Here is a 22,635-nt window from a genome sequence, read left to right as displayed (position 1 = left end):
AAGCCTTCATTACTTTATCCTGCATTACGGCCATTAACCGTGCCAATATTTCCGTTCGTTTTCTTGAAATGGCAGTTCTTCTTCTATTTCTGCTGTCAATTCCTGTTCATCTGCCGCTATGTGAGTATTATTCATTGGGGCAGAAGGGGCTTGGGCTTCGTTTTTCATTTCTAACAGCTGTTTTAGCAATGCAGTTGTCATTTCTGATGACCGCTCTTGCACTTCAATCAATTTGGCAGTGCCGAGCAGGAGAAATCCTCCGATAATAAGAAGAATAGGAGTTATAGAATAGGACAAAAAAGACATCATAGACTCGATATAACCCACTCCACCCCCTATATACGGATCTGATAAGAGGGATTGGTTCATCGTCGCAAAGAATATTAGAATTCCTGCCACAATTAATAGAATTCCGACAACCTGCAGCGTTCTTTTCAAACAGACACACCCTTTCTACTGTATTTTACCATGGCTCCCAACCTCTTCAAAAGATCTTCTAGATAATTTTGAAGAACAACTATATTGATGAAAAAACGGTTGGGGAATACAGCACTTAAAAAGCAGGTCAGGTTCACAATGGATGTACCACCGAATTTTTTTAGATTTTCATAGAAAAATACGATAAAATTTTAATAAAGGATATTACTTGTTTTCATCGAAGTACTAGATTAATGGAGGGATACATAATGGAATACAGAATTGAAAAAGACACAATGGGAGAAATAAAAGTACCGGCAGACAAATATTGGGGGGCGCAAACTCAAAGAAGCAGGGAGAATTTTAAAATAGGCAATGAAAAAATGCCGCACGAAATTGTGAAGGCGTTTGCAATTCTCAAGAGAAGTACAGCAATTGCGAATGAAAGGCTTGGGAATTTGGAGAAGGAGAAATCAAAGGCAATCGTATCCGTCTGTGATGAGGTCTTGAAAGGTACGTACGATGATCAATTTCCATTGGTTGTTTGGCAAACTGGCAGCGGAACCCAAAGCAACATGAATATGAACGAGGTTGTTGCTAACCTGGCGACCGAATATCTGCAAGAAAAAGGCGTATCGGAAAGGATCCACCCAAATGATGACGTGAACCGCAGTCAAAGCTCAAACGACACCTTTCCTACGGCAATGCACGTTGCTGCTGTACTATCAGTCTACGAAAAGCTTATTCCGGCGATCGATCAGCTGAAAGGCACTCTTGATGAGAAGGCCCAAGCCTATGAAGATGTCGTGAAAATTGGCCGGACCCATCTGCAGGATGCTACGCCATTAACGTTAGGTCAGGAAATCAGCGGATGGGTATACATGCTGGAGCGTTCGAAAGAAATGATTCTGGAATCTACTGAAAAAATCCGCGAATTGGCTATTGGCGGAACCGCGGTAGGAACCGGGATAAATGCTCATCCGGAGTTTGGGAACATAGTAGCGGAGGAAATCAGTCAGTTGACGAAGCACAACTTCCGTTCTTCGCCGAATAAGTTTCATGCCCTAACGAGTCATGACGAATTAACCTATGTGCATGGGGCAATAAAAGCGTTGGCAGCTGATTTAATGAAAATTGCGAACGATGTAAGATGGCTTGCGAGCGGGCCGCGATGTGGAATTGGCGAACTGGTGATTCCTGAGAACGAACCGGGAAGCTCAATTATGCCGGGAAAAGTAAACCCGACTCAATGTGAAGCATTAACGATGATTGCTGTACAGGTCATGGGGAATGACGCAACAATTGGAATTGCTGCAAGCCAAGGGAATTTTGAATTAAATGTGTTCAAGCCCGTGATTGCTTATAACTTCCTGCAATCCGTCCAGCTGCTTGCTGAAGGAATTCACTCATTCCATGACAATTGTGCGGTTGGAATTGAACCGAATCAAGAAGTTATTCAACGGAATTTGGAAGAATCACTTATGCTGGTGACTGCATTGAATCCGCATATCGGGTATGAAAATGCGGCGAAAATCGCAAAGCTTGCCCATAAAGAAGGTTTGACATTGAAAGAGGCTTCTTTGAAATTAAATCTATTAACTGAGGAAGAGTTTGATCGGTTTGTGAAGCCGGAAGATATGGTGAATTCAAAGGCTTAACATACGGAAGAAACGGCTGTCATTCAGCCGTTTCCCCCCATTTTAGATGAAGTTGGAACCATTCTTTCTTTCATTTATCAGATGATCGAGCATTTCAGCTTCTCCTTTAATTTCGTCTACTGCTTTTAAATTGGCAATCATGCCTTTAATAATTGCAGTTCGCGGAGTTGGATGCCTAAGTTCATTTTCAAGCAGCTCCAAGCTTTCCATGATTTCTTGATGATGAGAGCGGTCGGGTAGACGTGAGGCTTTTTCTTTAATTTTTTTGATCATTGAATGTCCCGGTTTATGCTCCATATCCGGCCATTCAAATAAGCTGCTAGCAGTCAAGTTTGTCACAAGCGGCTTTTCATTTCTTCTAATCATCCCTTGGACAAGGTCATCGACCCTGTCGACAATCGTGGATGTCAGCCTGCTGATTTCTAATGGAAGTTTATATAAAATGATCAGCTCCAAATAGACGTGGGTAAGCCCCTCAATTAATAAGCAAATATCGGCCAGATAGGGGGCAATGCCTTCACCGTAAATGTGCTTTACATTTTGTGTATGCAGTTCAAGTGATGTCGCTTTGAACTGATTGGCGATCGTACGAATGTCCTTATTGTCAGGCATTGATTTTTCTTTCATTTGCATCGTAATAAAATCCTGGTGTTCAAGAATATTTTCATAATAAACCGCAAGCTGCTTCCGATAAACTTCTTTGGGGGGGAGATGGCTGGTTTTCAATTCGTCAATTCGGGTAAATACTTTGTGATAATAGTATTCGAGGATGCTTACCAATAATGCGTCTTTCGATTTGAAGTAAATGTAAAAAGCGCCTTTGGATATTCCGCATTCATCAGCGATTTCTTGAACAGAGGTCGTTTTATATCCTTTTTCTGCGAACAATTTAATTGCTTGATTAATGATGCTTATTTCTTTTTGCTTCATGAATGCCCATCCTCCATGTTGACGTTGGCTAAAGGAGTGACCAAGTGGTCAAACCGAAAATTTAACAAGATTGTAACTTGTAATTCATACTCTTGTTTTATATATTATATAGTAAGGTGACTGTATGGTCAAAATTAACTGAAAGGGTGCATCGCCATGAAAGAATTGGAACAGATCATTTCCCGTTTAAAAAGCCAGGGAATCAAAGCTGAAAAAGTCAGTTATCCAAAGCAAATGGTCGAAGAAAAACGCTGGATACAGCATTCGAAAAGACATGTGACAAAAGGCTATCGTGATTTAAACGGATATTCATTTACGTAAAAAAACAGACTGCGCAGATTACAGCCTGTTTTTTGGAACGATGATTGTATAGCACACTCCTGTTTCTTTATTTTCAATCTTGATTTTTGCATTATGAAGCTCCAATATACGTTTTACGATGCTAAGCCCTATTCCGAATTCGCCTTTCTTCCCTTTATTAAAAGGCTCAAATAGGCTGGTAAGCATCTTTTCTTCAATATGCGGTCCATCATTTTTGATCGTTAGAATGGCTTCATTTGCATTTCCTGTGCGAACCTGAATTTCTATGGTTTGTTCCGCATAGCGTATTTGGTTTTCCAAAATGTTTTCGACCAATTTATTCCACTGTTCTTCATCCCCTTCAATAGATACATCATCTAAAGAGGTCAGCCAATCTATATCGATTCTAGACCATTTTAACCGATCCACAACCGATTGGATCGTTTCGCTCAAATGAAATGTTTCCCGAACTTGCTTTTGTTTCGAAAGATAATCCAGTTTTGTCAGGTATAATAAATTTTTGATTTTCTTCTCCAATTTTTCAGCTTCCGCTTCAATGACATCCACTGTACTATCTAAATCACCCTGCGGAAAGATTCCGTCCTTTATTGCTTGAGTGTACCCGCGAATGACCATTACTGGTGTTTTTAAGTCGTGTGAAATATTTTGCATTAATGCTCTTTCTGTCTCATCCTTATGAATAAGCTTTTGCCTCATATCCTCGATGCTTTGGCCGAGATGTCCAATTTCATCCGTCCGATCGACGGTCACAGGATCGTGCCAGTCCTGTTTGCTGATTTGTTTGACGTGCTTTTCCAAAGTGACCAAGGGTCTTGATAAATAACGCGCCAGCCAAAGAGAAGGAATCCAGCTTAATATCAGTACAATAGCTAAACCGTAAAGCAGCCTTTTAAACAGTGTGAATGACAGTGTGTCCCGATACGAATCAAATGCATAGGAAAGCAGGTATCCCGGCTGGTCATTGACGATCACTTTTTTTACGACGAAGAAAACTCTTGTATTGCCTATATCTTCAGAATATCTTCTCGTCTTTGTGTGTTGGCTGTTGACCAATTCATAGACCTTTTTTATGAACGAGTCGGGAACAAATTGCTGTTTTCGGTACAGGGAGATATCCTCTGGAAGCAGGATGTGCTGCACCGATCGTTCCGTGCTCGGTGCAGAGGCATCTTTGGAAAAATCGCGTCTCTCCAGAGAACCGGGCACTCGAAACTCAGTTAAAATGTGCTGCTCATTTTCGATCGTCGTATAGATTTCATCCGTAAAAAAGTTTCGTAACGTCGTGAGCAGCAAAATCATCAACAAAATGGCAATAACAAATAAAATCGCTGCTATTGATAACCAAATTTGAAAGGCGAGAGGTTTGTTTTTCATCCTTTTGCCATCCTGTAGCCAAACCCGTAGATCGTCTCGACCTTAAGCTCAGGCATTTTTTTTCTTAATCGCCGAACGAGATCATCGACGACACGATCGGTGCCAAAATAGTTATCTCCCCAAATTTTCACCAAAATATCTTCCCTGGAAAATGCATGGCCTTTGTTTTTAATAAATAATAGCAAAAGGTCAAACTCCTTTGATGTCAAAGTGATCGATACACCATTTTTGTAGACTTCTCTCAGCTCTTCGTAAACCTCATACGGAGAAAGGAGAGGGGAAGCTTTTGGCCTGTCATTTTTATATACTAGTTCAAGTAGTTTTTTTACACGAATGATGAGTTCCCTGGGCAGGAATGGCTTTGAAATATAATCGCTGCTTCCCAGTTCAAGGCCGAGTACTCTATCAATATCGGCGTCTCTTGCCGATATAAAAATGACAGGAACGGCCGGGTCTTGTTTTTTAATTTCCTTGATTATCGTGTAGCCGTCAATATCAGGGAGCATGATATCAAGGATCCAAATATGAGGAGAGGGCGTTAACTTGTTGATTGCATCTGTTCCATTTAAAAAAGACGTAACGATCCAGCCCTCGCTTTGTAAGTATTTCGTTAACAGCTCATTTAAGCTTTGTTCATCTTCCACAAGGTTAACTGTGTAGGACAAAATGAGTCACATCCTTTCTTACGCCATTATAAACGGTTAATATGTATTCAAGAAGGTTTTTCACAATTTCACATATTTTTTTCATTTTTATCCCACAATGTTTGCGTATTATACACGTAAGGGAAGAAAGAGAATGAGGAAATGATTGGATGATAAGTTATTTCTTTGGTACATAGCAAGATGATTGGAAAGCTGTGCACCAGACCATGATAGAAATGAAAGAAGGAGTGATTTTTTCATGGATTACAGACGAGAAGACCAAAACCAAGAAAATAATAATCAACAGAACAATAACTCAAACGAGCAAAATCAATACAACTCGAAAGCCGATGAGCCGAATTCTTACAAACAGGAAGAAGAACGCCGTGTTGTTTGGAACAGTGACGATACACGAGATGATTCAGACAAAGTCGACGCTCCGGTCATATCGAAACAAAATTCTCAACCAAATCAAACAATTTACGAAGCGGGTGAAACAGCAGCTTCCGTTGAAGAATCGAGAGAAAAAAATAACAATAAGACAAAAAAACGAAGAGCAGCTTCTTGGCTGAGCCCCATCCTCGGAGGTGTCATTGGAGGCGGCTTGGTGCTTGGCGTGTTCCCTTATTTGCCAAATCAACAAGAGGAAAATACCCCGATAACGGAGAATGCAAGCTCTGGACAGGAGCAGTCTCCTAATTTTACAAAGACATCTGCTTCTAAAAACAACTCCGATTCAATTGCGGATATGGTGGAAGAGCTGTCACCATCTATTGTCGGTATCAGCAACATCCAAAACCAACAAAGCAGCTTCGGATTTGAAAACAATAGCAACAAAGGTGTAGAAAGTGGAACGGGAACTGGCATTGTCTTTAAAAAGGATGGCGATAAGGCTTATATTGTTACAAACAACCATGTCGTAGAAGGAGCTAACAAAGTCAAAGTCTCTCTTTTTGATGGCAGCGACACGGAAGCAAAATTAGTCGGAAGTGATGCGTTAACCGACTTAGCTGTTCTTGAAATAAGCTCAAAAGGAATTGATTCGGTAGCCAGCTTCGGAAATTCCTCCAAAGCGAGACCCGGCGATCAAGTCATTGCCATCGGAAATCCGCTTGGACACGACTTTTCCAGAACTGTAACTGAAGGTATTATTAGTGGAATCAACCGGTCGGTGGATGTTTCGACCTCGCAAGGAAGCTGGGAAATGAACGTGCTGCAAACCGATGCGGCGATTAATGCTGGAAACAGCGGAGGTCCCTTGATTAATAGCGATGGACAGGTCATTGGCATTAACAGTTTGAAAATCAGCGAAACCGGAGTAGAGTCGATAGGCTTCGCTATTCCAAGCAATGATCTGCAGCCAATTGTAGATGAACTCCTTGAAAAAGGAAACGTTGAACGGCCGTTTCTTGGAGTAAGTATGTTAGATATGGAGAGGGTTCCGCAAAACTATCAAGAAGGCACACTCGGCCTCTTTGGGGATCAGCTGAATAAAGGCGCGTATATAGATGATGTGCAGTCCGGGTCTGCGGCTCAAAAAGCAGGAATTAAGTCCGGCGACGTTATTGTAGGAATTAACGGCAAATCAGTCACAAACACTGGTGATTTAAAAAATATTTTATATAAAGAAACTAAAATTGGCGATAAGGTCACGATGGATGTTCTTCGTGAAGGCAAGAAACAAACATTCAGTGTTACGCTTAGTCAAAAAGAAGAGGAGTCTTAAAATAGAATATAATTGGTAAAAACGGCCTTTATAGGTCGTTTTTTACTATGTTATTATAATTTGCATGTTTGATTCCTGGTAAAAGACCTATAAAACTTCCGAATTCCATTGAAATCTACCATTCGGGACTGATAAGATTTAAGAGGGAAATATAGACTTTTTCGAAACTTTTACATATACAGGTGATTCCATGTTCTTTATACGATCCATTCTTCTACTTATCGTCCTACTATTTGCAGCAGGAATTCAAAAGCAGGCAGGTGCAGCTGAGAAAGAGCCTGTGTTAGAAAGTGAATCTGCTATTTTGATGGATGCGAAGTCAGGGGATATTATATTCCAAAAAAACAGCGGAAAAAAAATGTACCCCGCGAGTATAACTAAGATTGCAACGGCTATTTATGCTATTGAAAAAGCGAATCTTGAAGATAAAGTTACCGTGAGTGCCAATGCGGCAAATATGGATGGAACGAAGGTGTATCTTGAAGAAGGAGAACATATGAAATTGAAGCAATTGATTCAAGGCATGCTGATCAACTCAGGCAATGACGCTGCAATGGCCGTAGCGGAATATGTCAGCGGTAATCCTGATCAATTTTCAAAAGATATTAATGCTTACCTCCATGAGAGAATAGGCGTTTCTCAGACGAATTTTATGAATCCAAGCGGACTTTTTCATGAAGATCATTATACAACCTCAGAAGACATGGCGAAAATCACCGCGTATGCAATGAAAAATGACGGGTTCAGAGAAATTTTTCAAACAAAAAAACTCCCATGGAACGGAAAATCATGGGATACGACACTGGTTAATCACCACCGGATGCTTACAGGGGAAATTTCTTATGCGGGAATTACAGGCGGTAAAAATGGCTTTGTGAACGAATCTAAGCACACCCTTGTTACGACAGCCAAAAGAGACAATTTAGATCTCATCGCAGTCGTGTTGAAGGCTGATCAAAAAAACTTCATGTACAAGGATACGATGCAGCTCCTTGATTACGGCTTCAAAGGCTTTGAAACCAAAAAATATGTTCAAGGTGAATCCTTCTCGACAGAATCGGCAGACAGCGCCAAACTGCCAAGTGATTTAATGATCACGAAGAAAAAAAACGAAACCCTTTCCGAACGTGTAGATAGCTCTGGTAAGCTGAATATACTGGGAGAAGATGGCCGGATAATAAATTCGATGCAGCTGGCAATTGACAATAAACATGAACCGAAAGAAGAAGATCCGATTCAACAGACACAGCATGTGGATGGAGAAATCAATCGGTATTTGCCGCCCATTTTAATGGTTCTTTGCCTGCTGGGTTTATTGGCGACAGACAGATTTGTAAAAAAATTAAGAAACAGTTGAGCTTCTGACTTAGTCGGAGGCTCTTTTTCTTTCTAACAATATTTTCATAATTAGCTTATAATAAAAAGAATAGTCGAGAAGGGAGAATAGGTATGACACTAAATAATTTAAAAGAAACCTGGAATCTGGATGTGTTCTTTAAAGGAGGGAGCCATTCAGAAGAGTTTGCTTCCTATTTGAATATGATCAGAGAAGAATTGTCTGCTTTTCATGAACAGGTCAAGTCCTTTACCAGTCCTAAGCATACCGGTGATATAAATGAATTGTCAGCCATTCTCAGCTTATTCGAAAGTGTCGTGAAGAAGACAAGACAGGCTGGAGCATTTGTCAGCTGCTTACAGGCTCAAAATATGAAAGACTTAAAGGCAAATCAGAAACGATCAGAGATCACACAGTTAAGTGCAACATTTCATAACTCTTTGGTCTTATTCGATAAAAAGCTCTCGGAAATTGACAAAAGCCTTTGGAACGAACTGCTGCAGCAGGAAGAAATAAAAGAAATTTCATACATATTAAATGAAAGAAGAGAAAAGGTAAAAGATCGTCTTTCGGTCGAACAGGAGACGCTTATTCAAGGGATTGCAGTTGATGGTTATCATTCTTGGGGAGATCTGTACAATGCAATCGTTTCTAAAATTAAAATTCCGTATGAAGACGACGGAGAAACGAAAATGCTTTCGGTTGGCCAAGCCTCTAATCTAACTGCAAGGCCGGAACGCCATACGCGAAAGATAATTACAGAAAATTTAAATCGCGCATGGGAGCAGGATGCTGATATCCTTAGCCGAACACTGAATCACCTTGGCGGATTCAGGTTAAATGTTTATGGCGCACGACGCTGGAACAACGTCTTAAAGGAGCCTCTTGAAATCAATCGGATGAAAGAAGAAACATTGGATGTCATGTGGGAGGTCATCAGCGATAACAAACAGCCGTTTGTCGATTACTTAAATCGAAAAGCAGAACTTTTAGGGCTCGACAAGCTCGATTGGTGTGATCTGGAAGCCCCGATCGGAACCGATGCAGGGGAGTATTCGTATGATAGAGCGGCTAATTTTATTGTCGATCAGTTCAAGTCATTTGCTCCTAAGCTTTCATCTTTTAGTGAAAAAGCGTTTAAAGACCGATGGATTGAAGCGGAAGACCGGGATGGCAAACGCCCGGGCGGCTTCTGTACGAGCTTCCCCGAAAGCGAACAATCGAGAATTTTCATGACGTTTTCTGGCAGCGCCTCAAACGTTTCGACCCTTGCCCACGAACTTGGGCATGCCTATCATCAGGAGGCAATGCTCGATGTCCGCCCTTTAAATAGAGGGTATGCAATGAATGTGGCCGAGACTGCATCTACATTTGCGGAAATGATTGTCGCTGATGCGGCGTTAAAGCAAGCCGATTCGGACGAACAAAAATTGGTATTGCTTGAAGATAAGCTTCAGAGAAGTGTCGCATTTTATATGAATATCCATGCCCGGTTCCTGTTTGAAACAAGATTTTATGAAGAAAGAAAAAAAGGAATGGTTTCTGCGGAGAGATTAAATCAATTGATGGTTGAGGCGCAAAAAGAAGCCTATTGTGATGCGTTAGGCGACTATGCACCGTATTTCTGGGCCTCAAAGCTTCATTTTTATATCACATCTGTGCCTTTTTATAATTTTCCTTATACATTTGGATATTTATTTTCATTGGGTATTTATGCAAGAGCATTGAAGGAAGGAGCGAGATTTGAGGAAAAGTATATAGCGCTATTAAAGGATACCGCTTCAATGACAGTTGAAGATCTGGCGTCAAAGCATCTAAACGTTGATCTGACAAAACGTGAGTTTTGGGAGGATGCAATCGAGCTTTCTATAAAGGATGCTGAAGAATTTCTGCGTTTAACTTAAACCGCAGGATAAGACACGCATAACCTGCAAACATGTGGAGCATGCTAAAGGAAAAAAGTGTTCGTATGGGAGTTGAATAGCATGCGTCTGTCTTTGCAGATGATGATGATTGTTTGTGTGGCCATTACTTCGGGATGCGGGTTAGCCGGTTTTGAAAAAACAGAAGACCGTTCGTTAAATGTTGCGGATGCCGTTGATGTTGATCAATCGACGCTCCCATTTAAAAGCTTCAAGCTTGCGGTTTACTACGGACAAGGAAACCAGGATTCATTTCAAGCCATTTATCGCAATTCGCCAGAAGAAACAGCAGAAATTAAAGACGGCCTTAGTGGAGTCAATCATATCGGGGACGAAGCGTTAGTAGAAATGAAAATGATGCTTGACGAGCTGCAGCCGGAGAATAATCAATCAGAGGATTCGTTAGTTCATGACATCCTATCTTCCTTTAATTTAGAGGAAGATTACGAAAAGCTTGATTTGGAAATAACGATGAAGGACGGAAACCAATTAAATTATCATAAGAAGAGCCCTCACAAATCGTGAGGGCTCTTCTTTAAACTGCTTTTTTTACTTTTCCAGGAAGTAAGATTCAATATCGTCAAGCAGCAGATTCGCAGCTTTCACTCCGCCTGCAGTTGTCCAAACTGTATCATTAACTTTATGCGCATTTCCTGACTTAACAGCCTTTAAATTTTTCCAAAGCGGATCGTTCGTCCAATTATTCTCCCACTCACTCGCATCTTTTTCAGATTCAGCTGGTTTATAAGTGAAGTAAAATAGAACATCTCCGTCCATCTCCGGGATTGATTCCTTGCTTTCAGTCATATATGCAAACTTGTCGTCTTGAGATTCAAATATTTTGTCCTGATTTGCAGGATATTTAAATCCGAGCTGGCCCAATATTACACCAGGAAAAGAATCTTTATAATAAATCCGTGATTGGCCAGCCATAAACCTGACTACGGAAACCTTTTTCTCTTTTTTATCTCCAAGCTTTTCACTTAAATCTGTCACTCGCTTATCGAATTGATCGATAATTTCTTTTCCTTTTTGTTCTTTATTGACTGCATTTGCATAGAGATTGAAATTTACTTTCCAATCACCGCGGAGCTCTTCGGAAAAAACTGTTGGCGCGATTTCGGAAAGCTGTTCATAGACTTGCTCTTGACGAATTTTATTTCCGATGATTAAATCTGGCTCTAATTCGGCAATCGCTTCAATGTTCGGTTCGCTCTCTGTCCCCACGTTTTTGACATTCTTCATGCTGTCTTTAATATGGTCATACCAAGGATCTCCGGTCCAAGATTGGACAGCCCCTACAGGTGTAATCCCCAGTTCTAACAAAGCTTCTGTTCCTTCGTTTGTTAAAACAACGACTTTTTTAGGTTCAGAAGGAACATCAGCAGTTCCCATTGCGTGGTCTATGGATCTAGTTTTATCTGGTGAACTGTCTTCAGACGATCCGCCGCCACATGCAGCAAGAATGAGTAATAGTATAACAGTAAATAAAGATAATAGTATTCTATTTTTCATTTATGTAAAATCCTCCTATGAAAATCATTATCAATTAGATCATAATGTGAAGGATTAATAATGTCAATCTTTAATTGAAAATGATTTTCAAGATCAATAAAATTTGTTACTATAGAAGCAGGCAATATTTCTATCAATCAGGAGAAACAAAACATGCTTTTAGTGACGAATAGACAAAAAATCTGGGTCTCCTTATTTTTAATCTTGATTTCATTGGCTGCCATATGCTGCAGCGTGGTATATGGGTATACAGATACATCATGGAAGACAGCAATTGATGCGTTTCAAGCATTTAATGGATCAAACGAGCATCTTATTATTACGAATGTCCGATTGCCAAGAGCGCTTGTCGCTGCTGTTGTCGGTGCTGCGCTGGCTGTAGCTGGAGCATTGATGCAGGCGCTGACGAAAAATCCATTAGCCTCCCCAGACATTTTTGGTGTCAACGCAGGAGCCGGATTCTTTGTAGTAGTATCAATGATTTTTTTTCATGTACAATCCTTACAAGCCAACGTCTGGATCGCATTTGCTGGGGCTGCAATTGCGGCATTTATCGTTTATTTTATAAGCTCAATAGGCATAGATGGCCTTACACCGGTAAAGCTTACCCTTGCAGGAGCGTCAATCGCGGCATTATTTTCTTCTTTGACCCAGGGGATGCTTGCCGTGAATGAAGCTGCTTTGGAGCAGGTTTTATTTTGGCTTGCAGGATCTGTCCAAGGCCGTAACCTGCAGCTACTTCTTTCTCTTTCTCCTTATCTGATTATTGCATTAATAGGAAGCTTTTTGTTAGGCAGGAAAATTAATGTGCTTATCATGGGGGAGGATGTAGCGAAAAGCCTTGGCCAAAAAACAGGCTTAATCAAACTGATGATGGCCGTGTCCATCATTATTCTTGCTGGGGGAGCAGTCGCCATTGCAGGGCCAATAGGATTTATTGGAATTGTAGTTCCGCATTTTGCAAGATATCTTGTCGGCAATGACCATCGCTGGATTTTGCCATATTGCGCTCTTTTGGGAGCGATACTACTGATCACAGCAGATATCGGAGCCAGGTACATTATTATGCCTGAAGAGGTACCAGTCGGTGTGATGACTGCTATTATTGGCACCCCTGTCTTCATTTACATAGCAAGAAAAGGGGATCAGCGATGAAGAATTATCGTCCGATGAGAGTAAATAAAGGAAACATTTCATATTTATTAGATAAAAGAGCCGTTATCACCTTTCTCATATTAGTGTGCATAACAGTTCTGTCAATTATTGTGAGCGCCGGAGTCGGAGATCGATTTATTTCTCCTCTTGACGTTGGCAAATCGCTGCTCGGAATTGGTTCAAAACTTGATCAGCTTGTCGTCCAAAGCTTTCGAATGCCAAGAATACTTATTGCCCTATTGGCGGGAATCTGTCTGGCAGCTGCAGGAAGCATACTTCAAGGGCTCATCCGCAATCCGCTGGCGTCTCCCGATATCATCGGAGTTACCGGCGGTGCATCTGTAGCCATAGTTTTGTTTATTTTGCTTTTTTCAACGAGCAGCGGCGCTTTAACCGTCAATATTGCATGGCAGCCCCTTGCCGCATTTGCCGGTGCATCAATAACAGGCATGGTAGTGTACGCACTTTCTTATAAAAACGGAGTATCTACTTTTCGTCTGATATTAATTGGGATAGGAACGTCAATGCTTGCTCAGTCATTGACCACACTTTTGATGATAAAAGGGCCTATCCACAGAGTACAGCAAGCGAATATTTGGATCACAGGATCAGTTTATGGAGCAAACTGGAGTGAGGTTTACGTATTAGGTGTTGCGGCAGTTGTACTGTTACTCCTTTCTTTTCTTGCTATCCGCCATGTGAATATTCAAGGGCTTGGTGAAGAAGTAGCTAAAGGAGTGGGGAGCAAGGTTCAGCTCCACCGTTTGTATTTGCTGCTTCTAAGTACAGCATTGACAGCCTGCGCTGTATCTTTTGCAGGAGCCATTGGGTTTGTCGGGCTTATTGCTCCGCACATCGCGCGAAGGCTGGTCGGATCTTCCTTCGGCGCATTGCTGCCATCTGCATCATTGCTCGGCGGTTTACTAGTTGTTCTAGCTGACTTAATTGGAAAAAGCGCATTCGCCCCTTTGGAAATTCCGGCTGGAGTATTTACAGCGGCGATCGGCGCACCTTATTTTATCTACTTGCTTTATAAAAGCAGAAATCAATAGAAGGAGTGGATTCAGATTATGAGTGCTATATCAACAAACACGTTAAGCCTGGGATATGGAGATAGTTTGATTATTGATGAGTTAAACGTAACAATACCAAAAGGTGAAATTACAGTATTCATCGGCAGCAATGGCTGCGGCAAATCAACCCTTCTAAGGTCTTTAGCCAGGCTGATGAAACCAAAAGGAGGATCTGTTCTTTTGGAAGGTAAGTCCATTGCAAAGCTTCCAACTAAGGAGGTTGCAAGAGAGCTCTCCATCTTGCCTCAAGGACCTGCTGCTCCGGAAGGTCTTACAGTTCTTCAGCTTGTAAAACAAGGCAGATACCCATATCAAAATTGGCTGAAGCAATGGTCGGAAGAAGACGAAGAAGCAGTTGAACGGGCACTCGAGGCCACAGGAACGAAAGAATTAGCAGAAAGAACAGTTGATTCACTCTCTGGCGGCCAAAGGCAAAGAGCTTGGATCGCAATGACTCTAGCACAGGAAACGGATATCATCCTGCTTGACGAACCAACGACTTATCTAGATATGACTCATCAAATTGAAATTCTCGACCTTCTGTTTGAATTAAATGAAAAAGAAAAGCGCACCATCGTTATGGTTCTGCATGATTTGAACCTTGCCTGCCGATATGCGCATCATCTGATTGCCATAAAAGACAAGAAGATTTATGCTGAGGGGAGACCTGAAACAATTATGAATTGTAATCTTGTTCAGGAAGTGTTTGGAATGAACTGCCAAGTAACAAGTGATCCGCTGTTTGGTACTCCGCTTTGCATTCCTCATGGACGGGGCAGATGTATTGTCAGACAGGTCAGTTTGGAGCAAAATGCATAGTATTACGGTGCAGACGTAAAATGTTTCAATGAGAAAAGGAGAGAAATTCGTTGTCAAATAAATTAGAGGAACAAATCGATGGTCTTCTAGAAAAGTACACGGAACTCTTGCTTGGCGAAACAGATGAAGATTTAAAAAAGCAAGTAGAAATGTGGATTATTTACACTCATATCGCAAAAAGCATGCCAGCTCTTGCCAAGCACTGGAACGGAACCTATCCTGATGCTAAGAAAGAAATTAAAGAAGTCATCTACCATATCAAAACGTTGAATGAAGAGCATAGGAAGAATGGAAAGGAATAACAATCACGGGGCTCTATTTTTGATAAATAATTAGACTAAAGGAAATGTGCCCCGTTTCAAACTGTCATCTGCCTCTAAATGTAATGATGGAGCATTTGCAAGGCTTTCTCATTCGACTAAATACACTTTTTTAGATAAGTTTGGCAAAAGGGAGAACGCTGCAACCTTGGTTTCGGTTGTTGGAAACTTGGTGTCTAACCTTCATTTCCCTAAAGAAAATCCTTCAAACAATCGTCCGCCGTGCGGTTCTAAAACCATTTCACTTATTAGAATAACTTTGCTTTTATCACCTGTTCTATAAAAAACGTCAAAGGCTTCAACAAATTCTTCAGCGAAATTTATATCATAATGCTTCAAAGCACGAATCATCCATTTCGAAGAACCTATCCAATGGCCATTTGTTCTTAAAACAAACTCATGAATAAGCTCGGCTAATGTGTTTGCTATAAATAATTCTTCAGCTCGATTATTACATCCTATAAAATCATCAAGTACATCAGTTATAAAATAACGTTTTATCCTAATTGTTTCTTTTGTCCACTTTTGAGGACCATTATCTAGCATTTCTTTAGCTTCTTTTTTTATAGAATCTATGATTCCTTGATCTTTTAGTATAATCCCCTCTACTATCATTCTTTGCATCGAAGGTTTTGCATCTTGATAATCCAAATTGAAAAAATGTTTATAGGAAGTTAAATTATGAACAAAAACCTCAATTGCCCAACCAAAATCAATGAATGACTCTCTGTAGGATGATGTTATGCTGTTATCAAAAACAACAATGTCAAGGTCAGACGTATCTGTTGCCTCACCTCTAACAACACTTCCAGCCAATACAGCTCCTTGACAGTCAGGGAAGTGTTTAGTAATAAACCGTTTAGCTGCTTCAATTGGTATTAGTTTTTTTGCTGCCCCCATCTTTTTCACCTCATTCTAAATTTATCCCCTAATTGAATTCGTATCTTACCACTAGTAATCCTTTTATTTGCCTGTTATTTTATTTGCCTTTTTCTAAAAGAGAATCACATATGAGAATAATAATATAAGTAAAAGAATATGATTCCATATTCCATTTTAAAAAATAAAATCAAAAAGGAACATGATAGTAATTAGTAGAACATAATCATGAATGCCTTTTTCAATCAATACTGTAATTGAAAGGAGACATGAATATGAACGAAAATAAAGACAAGGTGGATACCAAAAAGAGGGGGAAATTCGGACTATCAATTCAAGTCCGTTTAGTCTCCGACTTAAAAAAATCACAGGAATACTACCGTGATGTCCTCGGATGCCGAGTAGATGATTGGGGACACGCAGAACGAGACGATATGATAATTATTCTGCAACAGGCGAACTCTCCTAATGATGTGCGACCGAACGCTTTAGCAAAAAAGCGACCAGATTATCCGACTGATTGGGAGGGTCCTGATTACGGTTGGGACACATATATACACGTTAGCTGGGATGACTTGGACTCTTTATTTGAAGAAGTACGTGGAAATGGAGGACAAATTGCAGCAGAACCGTTTACAGGTATACACGGCAAATGGGAGTTTAAAAACACGTGTATTAAAGACCCTGATGGATATAACATCGTATTAGGTTCGATGCGTGAAATTAATGTGTAATTCTATTGAAAACAGTGCAGCTTTCTTTTAAAACTGAACGAACAAAAGGCAGATAACAATGTTGTTATTTGCCTTTTGTTCATTGTTAATGCTGCTGATATGGAGACTGGTTCTCCAATGTGTTCTGAAATTGGGTATATGCCTGCTGAAGCTTTTGGGTTTTTTCAGCTTCGACTTTATACCAGCCGTGTTGAAACATAACATTAAATAACCTTCTCTGTGCATCCTTAGACTCATTAAAGATGCTGTGAATATCTTGATAGAGCGCATCATGGCTGAACTCATTTAATGCTGTACAGTAAGAATCCGTGATATACTTTTCAGTCGCCAAAAGTTCGTTCATATAGTCTCGGTCGTTCATTGCGCTCGTTTCAGGTACCGGTGTCGGCTGATTACCAACGGTTGTTTGATTTTGCTGGTTCATTTGGTCCTCCTATTGCAACGTAGTTTGTTGTCCCATTTGATTCGGTTGCAGGTGCTTCATAATCGCTTGATAATGCTTATGATGCATCTGTCCGATTTGGTCAAGCTCGTTCTTGATCGTTTGATCCTGGCATTGTCCAGCAAATGCATGAGCTTTTTTCATTGCCATTAGATTCCAATGAAGCATGTCTTCCAAATATAGAAAATCCTTTGTAGAAATGACCGGTGGCGGTGTGTTCATACTTGTTTGCTGATTTTGCAATGATGTGGTCCTCCTCTTTTTTCTGATCTTCTTTATCGTTCCAAAAGGGAGAAAAAGTATTTATCAATGTTTGTATTCAAAATCTTCTGAAGATGGTAAGCTATTAGAAAAAAATCTAGATCGTTACAACTTGTTTTTATATAAACAGGGGGATTTCGGATGGAACAATTCATGCGTGACTCTTTATTGTTTTTATCAAAAAATAAGATGATGACAAGGCTTGCCAAAAAATACGGTCTTCGTTTTGGCGCAGGAAGGTTTGTTGCTGGAGAAACAATAGATCGGGCTGTACGTGTAATAAAGGGACTTAATAACGAGCAATTGGCTGTCACGTTAGACTACTTAGGAGAGTTTGTTGACACCGAGAAAGAAGCAAATGATATGGCAGCCCAATGTATCAAAGCAATTAAAGCGATCCGTGCCAACAATTTGGATTCACAGCTTTCGTTAAAATTGACATCTATGGGATTAGGAATATCAGACGAGATTGTTCTTAAAAACATGAAACGAATTTTAAATGAAGCTACGACAAATAATGTATTTGTCACAATAGATATGGAAGACTATTCCCTTTGCCAAAAAACGCTGGACATCTTCAAGATTTTAACAAAGGAATATGACAATGTCGGAACAGTCCTTCAAGCGTATTTGTATCGAACGGAAAACGATTTGATCGATCTTAGTTCATACCAGCCAAATCTCAGACTTGTGAAAGGGGCTTATAAAGAGTCTCCGAAAGTTTCGTTTCCTGAGAAAAAAGATGTGGATGAGAATTTTAAAAAGATGATAAAAATGCATTTGCAAAATGGCAATTATTCAGCGGTTGCTACACATGATGATGCCATAATCGAATATACGAAAAAATTAGTTGAAAAGTATCAAATTCCTTTTGACCAATTTGAATTCCAAATGCTTTTTGGCATTCGAACGGAAAGGCAGAAGGAATTGGTGGAAGAAGGCTATAAAATGAGAATTTACGTTCCCTACGGCAAAGATTGGTACGGCTATTTTATGAGACGGCTCGCTGAAAGGCCGGCAAACGTGGCGTTTGTTTTGAAGGGAATGGTTAGAAAATAAGAGTGAAATTGAAACCCTCCTGAGCTCCGGGGGTTTTTTTATTTGGCCATATAAAATATTTTTGGCAATTAGTATTGAAATCTGGAAGTAGGATAGGATAAAAGATTAGACAGGAAGGGTATGCAAAACTTAAGTTGAAATGAAGGATGGGGTACTTGGCCAATGGAAAAATCGAAAATTAGTGTGATTCAACTTTTTGCCTTGATGTTTATGTTTAACATGGGGACTTCGTTGATCGTAGCTTATGGAATAGTAGCGAGAAAAGATGCTTGGCTTGCCATTCTTCTAGGAATGTGCGGCGGGATGATCTTATTTTCAATTTACTACTACTTATTTCGTCAATACCCAAATTTACCTTTAACCGGATATGCACGAAAAATATTGGGGAAATATCTTGGATGGATCGTTGGTTTAGTTTATATCGTATATTTTTATTATATTGCTGCCAGAAATGTCCGTGATTTCGGCGGTTTGCTTATTTCGTCAACCTTACAAGAAACACCGCTAGTAGCGATCAATCTTTTATTGGTTCTATTGATGTGTTATGTCGTTCATCATGGGATTGAAGTGATAGGAAGAACAGCAGAAGTATTTATTGTTATTTTGTTTTTATTCGGGTTAGCAGGTAATTTATTTATTCTCGTTTCAGGAAATATTGACATAAATAATTTGCAGCCGTTTCTTGAAAACGGATGGACACCGATCATAGAAACATTTCTTCTGGATACCACTCCTTTTCCTTTTGGTGAAATGATCGTTTTTACTATGCTGCTTCCTTATTTGAATCGAGGCGGATTAGTAAAAAACGTGTGGCTGATTTCCATCGTTTCAAGCGGACTCATCTTATGCTGGACATCAAGCTTGAATATTGCTGTTCTTGGTGTTGATACTGCAGAAAGAGCTACATTTCCTACATTATCAACAGTTTCAACGGTCAATCTTTTAGAGTTTATCCAAAGGCTTGATGCGATTGTTGTTTTTACTATGTTGATTACCGTGTTCTTTAAAACTTCCATCTTTATGTATGGTGCCGTTATCGGAGTAGTGGATTTATTTCGGCTGAAAGATTATCAACAAATTCTTTTGCCTTCAGGGATCATTATCATCTTTTTATCTTTGGCGATGGCGTCCAATTTTACAGAACATTTGGAAAAAGGGAGAGAAACATTACGCTATTACATCCACATTCCTCTTTTCATAATTATTCCATTGTTTCTGCTGCTCGTAGCTATAATTCGCAAGATGAAATCTAAATCAAACACAAAACTAACATAAGTTTAATAAAAGCGGGATTCTGTGTAAAAAAATAGAATCCCGCTTCATATTATTAGGTTTTACTTTGGCTGCTGGTTTTTGCTGTTTCGCCTGCCTGTGCCTTCCCTGCTTTGTACAGGACCGGCACTTCCTTTAACGCTTGCAGCGCTGACTCCCGCTTTTGATGGATCTTTCTTCAGACGCGCCATAACTAGTATCACCCCCATTGCTCGTTTTTTTATCCTTTCCACTCCCGTAAAATCAATACGTTAGCGTTCGAGAGATCTTTTTTCCAACATGCTATTGAAGAAATTTTCAAATTCTTTTAAGATGAAAAAAGAGGGATAATAACTGCATTTTTTTTACACAAAAAATGAATGAGTATTCATTCAAATGAGGGGGATGGGAATGAAGAGGCATATTGGAAAAGCTGCTGTCATAGGATCGGGCGTCATGGGTTCAGGCATTGCCGCTCATCTAGCCAATACCGGTATACCTGTGTTGTTGATTGATCGTGTTCCAAATGAATTAACGGAGGATGAGAAGCAAAAAGGGTTAACTTTGTCAGATGATAAGGTTAGAAACAGACTGGGCACTGAGGCTCTGCAAAAGCTTGTAAAGCAGAAGCCTGCACCGCTGACATCAACTAAAAATCTCGCGTATTTGACAGTTGGCAATTTACTTGATCATGCGGATTCTTTAAACAGCGCAGATTGGATTATAGAAGTCGTTGTCGAGAATCTTGAGGTGAAAAAAGAAATACTTGCACTGATCGATGAAAAACGAAAACCGGGAAGCATCGTTTCCAGCAATACGTCCGGAATATCCGTCAATAAAATGGCAGAAGGAAGATCCGCTGATTTCAAAAAGCACTTTTTAGGAACCCATTTCTTTAATCCGGCACGTTACTTGAAGCTGTTAGAAGTCATACCCATAAGAGAAACGGATCCCTGCATCCTAGACTTCATGAAGACCTTTGGTGAGGATGTTCTTGGTAAGGGAATTGTCGAAGCAAAAGATACACCCAATTTTATTGCGAACAGGATTGGAACCTATGGACTGTTAGTGACGATAAAAGAAATGATTGCCGGCCAATACAGCGTAGGTGACATCGACTCGATCACCGGCCCATTGATCGGAAGGCCGAAAAGTGCCACATTTCGAACTCTGGATGTGGTCGGTCTTGATACCTTTTCTCATGTAGCCAAAAATGTTTATGAACATGCAACAGGTGAAGAAAAAGAAATATTCACATTGCCTTCATTTGTAAGGATCATGTTGGAAAATGGCTGGATTGGAAGCAAAGCAAATCAAGGTTTTTATAAAAAAGAAGGAAATGAGATTTTAGAATTAGATCCTGTCTCGATGACTTATCATGCACGAACAAAACTCGATTCACCAGGCATACAAGCTGCTAAATCGTTAAAGGGCGCAGAAAATAAAATGAAAGCGCTTATATTTTCTGATGACAAGGCAGGAGAATTGCTTTGGAAACTAATAGCTCCCGTACTCGTCTATTCAGCAAAATTAATAGGCGAAATATCAGATGATATTTCAGCGATAGACAATGCGATGAAATGGGGCTTTGGCTGGCAGCATGGTCCGTTTGAGATTTGGGATATTCTTGGTGTAGAAAAAATCACCCATAAGCTGCAGGAAGAAGGGGCAGAAGTGCCTGCTGTCGTAACGACAATGCTGGGAAAGGGACATGAATCCTTTTATTTGCGGGAACACGGGAAGGTTTTTTTCTATAATCAGGCTGAATATCGTTTGCTTGAACAAAACAAAAATCAGATCCATTTAGCTGCAATAAAGCGCTCAAATGGAGTGATTCAGTCAAATAACGGCGCAAGCCTTATCGACATCGGTGATGATGTTGCGCTCCTTGAGTTCCATTCCAAAAGCAACGCCATAGGGATGGATATCATTCAAATGATTCATGCTTCTTTGGAGGAAGTGGATACCAATTACAAGGGTCTCGTCATCGGAAATCAAGGGAAAAATTTCTGTGTTGGCGCGAATTTAGCGCTCATATTAATGGAAGCGCAGGACGAAAATTTTTATGAAATTGAGTTTGTGATTAGAAGGTTTCAAGATGCAATGATGAAGATCAAATACAGTAAAAAACCTGTGGTAGCTGCTCCATTTGCCATGACTCTCGGAGGAGGAACAGAGGTATGTCTTCCCGCAGGTAAAATTTGTGCTGCCAGTGAAACCTACATGGGTCTTGTTGAGGTAGGGGTCGGCTTAATTCCTGGTGGAGGAGGGAATAAGGAGCTTTATCTCCATCACATTGAAAATCTTCCGGAAGGGGTAGAATTCGATTATCAAAAAGCTGCAAACCGCGTATTTGAAACGATTGCATTTGCAAAGATATCCACCTCCGCGCAGGAAGCAAGGGAGTACTCCTTTTTACGAGCTGGAGATCTCGTCATTAGCAATCAAGACCATTTGATCCATCATGCAAAGCAGCAGGTCATTTCATTGTTTGACCAAGGATATCACCCGCCTGTTCCAGTGAAAATACCGGTCACTGGAGAAACAGGCTTCGGTACAATGCTGTTAGGTGCAGAAGCATTGAAGCTTTCAGGTTATATAAGTGAATATGATATGAACATTGCGAAAAAACTGGCTTACGTAATTGCAGGCGGGAATGTACCATTCGGAACAAAGGTCTCGGAAGAATACTTGCTGGATTTAGAAAGAGAGGCCTTTTTAAGCTTAGCGGGGGAAGCACAATCCCAACAAAGAATGCAGCATATGCTGGTAAAAGGGAAGCCTTTACGTAATTAGGAG

Annotated in this window: 23 protein-coding genes; 14 read left to right on the top strand and 9 right to left on the bottom strand. The window is 40.3% G+C overall.

Annotated features, from left to right (window positions below; all coding sequences use genetic code 11):
- Positions 1–33 precede the first annotated feature (33 nt).
- Positions 34–438 carry a hypothetical protein gene (locus tag AM592_RS12560; RefSeq protein ID WP_053604101.1) on the bottom strand — a complete coding sequence of 135 codons (405 nt, stop codon included), beginning with the start codon at positions 436–438 and terminating at the stop codon, positions 34–36.
- Positions 439–686: 248 nt separating this feature from the next.
- Between AM592_RS12560 and fumC the strand changes: the two genes are divergently transcribed.
- Positions 687–2,075 (top strand): class II fumarate hydratase, encoded by a 1,389-nt coding sequence (gene fumC, locus AM592_RS12555; RefSeq protein ID WP_053604100.1) that lies wholly within the window; start codon positions 687–689, stop codon positions 2,073–2,075.
- Between the two features lie 42 nt (positions 2,076–2,117).
- Here the strand turns inward: fumC and AM592_RS12550 are convergent, their stop codons facing one another.
- Positions 2,118–3,005 carry a TetR/AcrR family transcriptional regulator gene (locus AM592_RS12550; protein ID WP_053604099.1) on the bottom strand — a complete coding sequence of 296 codons (888 nt, stop codon included), beginning with the start codon at positions 3,003–3,005 and terminating at the stop codon, positions 2,118–2,120.
- Positions 3,006–3,161: 156 nt separating this feature from the next.
- On the opposite strand from AM592_RS12550, the gene AM592_RS24385 reads away from it, so the two are divergent.
- On the top strand, positions 3,162–3,326 hold the full coding sequence (locus AM592_RS24385) for a hypothetical protein (protein WP_098945239.1): 165 nt from the start codon (positions 3,162–3,164) through the stop codon (positions 3,324–3,326).
- Positions 3,327–3,344: 18 nt separating this feature from the next.
- Here AM592_RS24385 and AM592_RS12545 read toward each other — a convergent pair whose 3' ends face one another.
- Together AM592_RS12545 and AM592_RS12540 are read right to left on the bottom strand one after the other, a co-directional pair.
- Positions 3,345–4,700 carry a sensor histidine kinase gene (locus tag AM592_RS12545; RefSeq protein ID WP_053604098.1) on the bottom strand — a complete coding sequence of 452 codons (1,356 nt, stop codon included), beginning with the start codon at positions 4,698–4,700 and terminating at the stop codon, positions 3,345–3,347.
- Positions 4,697–5,365, bottom strand: coding sequence for a response regulator transcription factor (locus AM592_RS12540; protein WP_053604097.1), 669 nt, complete (start codon positions 5,363–5,365; stop codon positions 4,697–4,699). The genes AM592_RS12545 and AM592_RS12540 overlap by 4 nt, the downstream gene beginning before the upstream one ends.
- A gap of 238 nt (positions 5,366–5,603) precedes the next feature.
- On the opposite strand from AM592_RS12540, the gene AM592_RS12535 reads away from it, so the two are divergent.
- From AM592_RS12535 to AM592_RS12520, 4 genes are all read left to right on the top strand, one after another.
- Positions 5,604–7,070: a S1C family serine protease gene (locus tag AM592_RS12535; RefSeq protein ID WP_053604096.1), complete on the top strand. Its 1,467-nt coding sequence runs from the start codon at positions 5,604–5,606 to the stop codon at positions 7,068–7,070.
- A gap of 190 nt (positions 7,071–7,260) precedes the next feature.
- On the top strand, positions 7,261–8,427 hold the full coding sequence (locus AM592_RS12530) for a D-alanyl-D-alanine carboxypeptidase family protein (RefSeq protein ID WP_053604095.1): 1,167 nt from the start codon (positions 7,261–7,263) through the stop codon (positions 8,425–8,427).
- Positions 8,428–8,519: 92 nt separating this feature from the next.
- Positions 8,520–10,310 (top strand): M3 family oligoendopeptidase, encoded by a 1,791-nt coding sequence (locus AM592_RS12525; protein WP_053604094.1) that lies wholly within the window; start codon positions 8,520–8,522, stop codon positions 10,308–10,310.
- A gap of 81 nt (positions 10,311–10,391) precedes the next feature.
- Positions 10,392–10,853 carry a YusW family protein gene (locus tag AM592_RS12520; RefSeq protein WP_053604093.1) on the top strand — a complete coding sequence of 154 codons (462 nt, stop codon included), beginning with the start codon at positions 10,392–10,394 and terminating at the stop codon, positions 10,851–10,853.
- Positions 10,854–10,877: 24 nt separating this feature from the next.
- On the opposite strand, the gene AM592_RS12515 is transcribed toward AM592_RS12520, so the two are convergent.
- Complete coding sequence (locus tag AM592_RS12515; protein ID WP_053604092.1) at positions 10,878–11,843, bottom strand: ABC transporter substrate-binding protein; 966 nt, start codon at positions 11,841–11,843, stop codon at positions 10,878–10,880.
- A 153-nt stretch (positions 11,844–11,996) separates the two neighbouring features.
- Between AM592_RS12515 and AM592_RS12510 the strand changes: the two genes are divergently transcribed.
- From AM592_RS12510 to AM592_RS12495, 4 genes are read left to right on the top strand one after another with little or no spacing between them, the layout of a single operon-like run.
- A complete protein-coding gene (locus tag AM592_RS12510; RefSeq protein WP_053604091.1) occupies positions 11,997–12,998 on the top strand; it encodes a FecCD family ABC transporter permease in 1,002 nt (333 codons plus the stop codon).
- Positions 12,995–14,050, top strand: a complete 1,056-nt coding sequence (locus AM592_RS24380; protein ID WP_053604090.1) for a FecCD family ABC transporter permease — start codon at positions 12,995–12,997, stop codon at positions 14,048–14,050. The genes AM592_RS12510 and AM592_RS24380 overlap by 4 nt, the downstream gene beginning before the upstream one ends.
- Before the next feature lie 18 nt (positions 14,051–14,068).
- Complete coding sequence (locus tag AM592_RS24375) at positions 14,069–14,890, top strand: ABC transporter ATP-binding protein (RefSeq protein WP_053604089.1); 822 nt, start codon at positions 14,069–14,071, stop codon at positions 14,888–14,890.
- A gap of 50 nt (positions 14,891–14,940) precedes the next feature.
- Positions 14,941–15,192: a YusU family protein gene (locus AM592_RS12495; protein WP_053604088.1), complete on the top strand. Its 252-nt coding sequence runs from the start codon at positions 14,941–14,943 to the stop codon at positions 15,190–15,192.
- A 201-nt stretch (positions 15,193–15,393) separates the two neighbouring features.
- On the opposite strand, the gene AM592_RS12490 is transcribed toward AM592_RS12495, so the two are convergent.
- Positions 15,394–16,110, bottom strand: coding sequence for a nucleotidyltransferase domain-containing protein (locus AM592_RS12490; RefSeq protein WP_053604087.1), 717 nt, complete (start codon positions 16,108–16,110; stop codon positions 15,394–15,396).
- Positions 16,111–16,364: 254 nt separating this feature from the next.
- Here AM592_RS12490 and AM592_RS12485 point away from each other — a divergent pair, with 254 nt between their 5' ends.
- Entirely contained in the window at positions 16,365–16,823 is a 459-nt protein-coding gene (locus AM592_RS12485) for a VOC family protein (RefSeq protein ID WP_053604086.1), read from the top strand.
- An 85-nt stretch (positions 16,824–16,908) separates the two neighbouring features.
- On the opposite strand, the gene AM592_RS12480 is transcribed toward AM592_RS12485, so the two are convergent.
- Entirely contained in the window at positions 16,909–17,247 is a 339-nt protein-coding gene (locus AM592_RS12480; protein WP_053604085.1) for a spore coat protein, read from the bottom strand.
- 9 nt (positions 17,248–17,256) lie between these two features.
- Complete coding sequence (locus AM592_RS12475) at positions 17,257–17,508, bottom strand: hypothetical protein (RefSeq protein WP_053604084.1); 252 nt, start codon at positions 17,506–17,508, stop codon at positions 17,257–17,259.
- A 159-nt stretch (positions 17,509–17,667) separates the two neighbouring features.
- Between AM592_RS12475 and AM592_RS12470 the strand changes: the two genes are divergently transcribed.
- The gene (locus AM592_RS12470; protein WP_053604083.1) at positions 17,668–18,585 is read left to right on the top strand and encodes a proline dehydrogenase family protein; all 918 of its coding nucleotides are present in this window, start codon (positions 17,668–17,670) and stop codon (positions 18,583–18,585) included.
- A 162-nt stretch (positions 18,586–18,747) separates the two neighbouring features.
- Positions 18,748–19,860: a GerAB/ArcD/ProY family transporter gene (locus tag AM592_RS12465; protein ID WP_053604082.1), complete on the top strand. Its 1,113-nt coding sequence runs from the start codon at positions 18,748–18,750 to the stop codon at positions 19,858–19,860.
- A gap of 59 nt (positions 19,861–19,919) precedes the next feature.
- Here AM592_RS12465 and AM592_RS23325 read toward each other — a convergent pair whose 3' ends face one another.
- On the bottom strand, positions 19,920–20,048 hold the full coding sequence (locus tag AM592_RS23325) for a YuzL family protein (protein ID WP_082364007.1): 129 nt from the start codon (positions 20,046–20,048) through the stop codon (positions 19,920–19,922).
- Between the two features lie 199 nt (positions 20,049–20,247).
- Between AM592_RS23325 and AM592_RS12460 the strand changes: the two genes are divergently transcribed.
- The gene (locus tag AM592_RS12460) at positions 20,248–22,632 is read left to right on the top strand and encodes a 3-hydroxyacyl-CoA dehydrogenase/enoyl-CoA hydratase family protein (protein WP_053604081.1); all 2,385 of its coding nucleotides are present in this window, start codon (positions 20,248–20,250) and stop codon (positions 22,630–22,632) included.
- Positions 22,633–22,635 lie beyond the last annotated feature (3 nt).

Origin of the sequence: Bacillus gobiensis, assembly GCF_001278705.1 — a bacterium.
Taxonomy (GTDB): Bacteria; Bacillota; Bacilli; order Bacillales; family Bacillaceae; genus Bacillus; species Bacillus gobiensis.
The sequence above is the reverse complement of the archived record's forward strand: the minus strand, read 5'-3'. Positions and strand labels throughout refer to the sequence as shown.